We start from the raw sequence: 4,304 nt of genomic DNA, 5'->3' as shown, positions 1-4,304 counted from the left end.
CCTATTCTTTCCGATAAATGCTTTGCTTGTCATGGTCCCGATGCTGCCAATCAGGAAGCAGATTTAAGACTTGACTTGGAAGAGTTTGCTTTTGCAGCGCTGAAAAGCAATTCAAGCCATTTTGCCATCGTCCCTGGTAAGCCAGGCAAAAGTGAGGTAGTCAACCGCATACTGACAGAAGACAAGGAGCTGATGATGCCTCCACCAGAATCAAACTTAAGTCTAAGTGTAGCAGAAATTGCCACGCTGACAAAATGGATTGAACAAGGAGCAAAATACAAACCTCATTGGTCATTTATCCCTCCTGAAACACCTAATGTTCCTGACCTAGAGAATAAAGACTGGGCCAATAATGAAATTGATCATTTTGTAGCCGCCAAGTTGAAAACTCACAAGCAAATACCTTCAAATAAGGCCAGCAAAGAAACCCTAATTCGCAGGGTGAGTTTTGACCTGACAGGTCTTCCTCCTTCCTTGGAAGAAATAGAGACCTTTGTTGAAAGTGATGACCCAAAGGCTTATGAGAAATTAGTCGACAGACTCTTGGCTTCGGCGGCCTATGGGGAACGCATGGCTGCAGACTGGATGGATGTAGCCCGGTATGCAGATTCAGATGGTTACCTGGATGATAAACACAGGGATTTTAGCCCTTACCGGGACTGGGTCATCCGAGCTTTTAATAAAAATATGTCCTATGAGCAATTCATCACCTGGCAATTGGCCGGAGATCTTATTGAGGATCCCACGCAAGAGAGCATTTTAGCGACTGCTTTTAACCGCCTCCATAAAAAGAATTCAGAAGCAGGTATCGTTTTTGAAGAATACAGGGCAGAATATGTGGCAGATCGTACCTCCACCGTAGGCAAAGCCGTAATGGGACTGAGTATGGAATGTGCCCGTTGTCATGACCACAAGTACGATCCAATCAGTCAAAAAGAATTCTACCAACTTTCGGCCTTTTTTAACAGCACCAATGAGCTGGGAACCGCTGTTTATGGACCGGGGCAGGTTCCCGGGCCAGCCTTATTGCTTACAAATGAAGAACAAGACAAGCTACTGGAATACATAGACAGTCAAATTAAATCCAAAAAAGGGCATCTGGAAGATTTAAAGAAAGGAGCCCTTAAAACAGCACAACAAGCAACGAATGCTACTGCCTTTCTAGCAAATGTTAATAAAGACCTGTCTAAAAAACTTGTAGCTGCTTATGATTTTGATAAAATAATACCGGGGGACAAAAAAAACACCTTCAGAAGTCCGGGAAAACCATCACAATCCGGATCGGTTCTCATAAAAGAGCCCGTGATTAAAGAAGGCCACAAGGGCAAAGGCGTATTCATCAATGACTTTACCACCTTAAGCCTTCCTGAAAAACTTGGCTGGTTTGACCAAACCGACCCATTTTCAGTGAGTCTGTCTGTATTTCCGGATACACTTTACAATGAAGCGGTACTGTTTACCCACTGTGAAGATATTCGCTTGGGATTAAAAGGATACTCCTTATTTCTAGAGGACAACAAGCTCAATTTTATTATCGCTTACAGCTGGCCTGACAATGCCATACAAGTGAAAACCGTAGACCCAATTCCGGTAAAAGAATGGACCAACCTTAGCATCACCTATGACGGACTGGGAAAAGCAGCCGGTATTGGCATCTACCTCAATGGAGAAAAGGTTCCTGTCACAGTATCTGCTGACAATATCTACAAATCCATTTTATTTAAACCCGACATTCACACCTACGGTTTCAGAGGCTTTGTCCTAGGAGTTAGAGACAAAATGAAGACCTTTTTGAATGGGGGACTGGATGAATTGAAGATATACAATCAGGAATTGAGTCCATTGGAAGTGCTCTATGAGGTCAACCCGGAAAAAGCCACCGCTTTAATTTCCAAAAACAAAGATCCCCAAGCAAGACAATTAATTGCAGATTACCTTTTCAATGCTTCCAATGAGCAGGCCAAAAAACTCAAAAATTCCTTAAAAGATTTAAGGAAAGAAAGGGCTAAAACCACTACCGACATCAAAGAGATTATGGTCATGGGAGATCTTGAAGAACCCAGACCAACATTTATTTTAGACCGAGGGATGTACAATGCACCTACAGACCAAGTGGAGCCGGGTATTCCTGAAACGGTACTACCTTATGATAAAAAATTGCCTAAAAACCGACTTGGACTCGCCAAATGGTTTTTCGATCCAAAAAATCCATTGACCGCAAGGGTTTTTATTAATAGGGTCTGGCAAATGCATTTTGGAAAAGGGCTTGTTGTTACTTCAGATGATTTTGGGAATCAGGGCAGCATGCCTTCACATCCCGAACTGCTGGATTGGCTGGCAGTACAATTTCGGGAATCCGGTTGGGACATTAAGAAAATGCATAAGCTAATCGTGATGTCCGCTACTTATCAGCAATCTTCCAAATACAGTCCTGAGCTGTTAGAGAAAGATCCTGACAATTTGCTTTTGGCGAGAGGGCCGAGTTTTAGGATGACAGCAGAGATGGTGCGGGACAATGCCCTTGCCATAAGCGGTTTGCTCGTCCACAATACGAGTAGCGAAAGTGCCTACCCTTATCAGCCGGAAGGCCTTTGGGATGAAATCAGTACCAAATCCTGGAGATACAAATACTTACAGGAGCCCGGAGATGGACTTTACAGAAGAAGCCTTTACACCATTTGGAAAAGAACATCCGGCCCACCTTCTATGATGATTTTTGATGTAGGTGACAGGGCAGAATGTAAGGTAAGAAGGACAGAAACAAGCACACCTTTACAAGCTTTGGTATTGTTAAATGATCCTCAATATGTAGAAGCAGCAAGGGTGACGGCAGAAAAATTAGTCAAAAAATACCAACCCCAAGAGCAACTTGCCAAGGCCTTTAAGTTAAGTACCGGCAGGCAAGCTGACGCCAATGAGTTAGAGATTATTGAACAATTTTATCAGGAGGAAGAGGACAGATTTACTCAAAATAAAGGGGATGCTATGGCTTACTTAAGTACAGGCAGTAAACCTATAGACGATACACTGGACCCGGTAAGGGTCGCTTCTTTGGCAACAGTCATCAATGGCATCATGAACACTACAGACGGGTACACAATTAGATAATCGCCATGAAAGATAGAAACAACAAATTTGGAGAAACCAGACGTGGCTTTTTGAAAAAAACTTCACTTGGGTTTGGAGCAATGGCACTCTCTAGTCTGATGGGTAACCAATACGGCTTTGCAGACAGCCCTTACAGTTCCGGTCTTTACAAACCACAAGGACTTAGCACAGGAACCCATTTTCCGGCCAAAGCAAAACGGGTCATATACCTTTTCCAATCCGGGGGACCCTCTCAGATTGAAACTTTTGATTACAAACCATCTCTGGAAAAGTGGCATGGAAAAGAAATCCCTCCCTCTGTTCAGGGCACCCAAAGAAATTCTGGCATGGTGGCAGATCAATCTACTTTCCCATTGGTGAAATCCATTTATGATTTCAAGCAATATGGACAATCCGGAGCTTGGGTAAGTGAAATTTTTCCTCACACAGCCAAGGTGGTAGATGAGCTTTGCATTGTCAAGTCCATGATCACTGAAGCCATCAACCATGAACCTGCCGTCATGTTTATGCAGACAGGCTCTCAATTGAGCGGAAGGCCTTCAATCGGCTCTTGGCTGAGTTATGGCCTTGGAAGCGACAATGAGAATTTACCCAATTTTGTGGTTTTACTATCCAAAAGCCCCGGTTCTCAACCATTGAACTCCAATGCTTGGAGCAATGGTTTTTTGCCTTCCCACCACCAAGGCATTCAATTTCGCTCAGGAAAAGACCCGGTCTTGTACCTCAACAATCCACACGGAGTCCATGACCATGACCGACGTCGGGCACTGGATCATATCGGTAAACTGAATGAACAACAGTTTGATTTATGGCAGGATCCGGAAATTCAGTCCAAGATCAGCCAATATGAAATGGCTTATAAAATGCAAAATTCCGTTCCGGAGGCTGTAGATACCAGTAATGAACCTGATTATATCTACGAGCTTTATGGAGAGGACGCTAGAATTCCCGGAACCTATGCCTCCAATTGTCTTCAAGCCAGAAAGCTAGCAGAGCGAGATGTTAAATTTATCCAGCTCTACCATATGGGCTGGGACCAGCATGGTAGTTTACCAAGTGGCATCAAGCGCCAGGCATTAAGCACAGATCAGGCCACCGCCGGTTTGATTCAAGACCTCAAACAAAGAGGACTTCTGGAAGACACTTTGGTAGTTTGGGGAGGAGAGTTTGGCAGAACCAGTTTTTCACAAGGAAGG

General features: G+C 43.8%; 2 protein-coding genes. Both read left to right on the top strand.

The genetic code is table 11. The annotated features are described in order from the left end of the window. A partial coding sequence (locus AAC037_RS20530) for a DUF1553 domain-containing protein (protein WP_339905243.1) occupies positions 1-3,108 on the top strand: 3,108 nt, incomplete at its 5' end. 5 nt (positions 3,109-3,113) lie between these two features. Continuing rightward, the coding region (locus AAC037_RS20525; RefSeq protein WP_339905242.1) for a DUF1501 domain-containing protein at positions 3,114-4,304 on the top strand (1,191 nt) is incomplete at its 3' end.

Origin of the sequence: uncultured Cyclobacterium sp., from assembly GCF_963976465.1 — a bacterium.
In the GTDB taxonomy this organism is placed as follows: Bacteria; Bacteroidota; Bacteroidia; order Cytophagales; family Cyclobacteriaceae; genus Cyclobacterium.
This window is presented reverse-complemented; position numbering and strand designations above follow the sequence as displayed.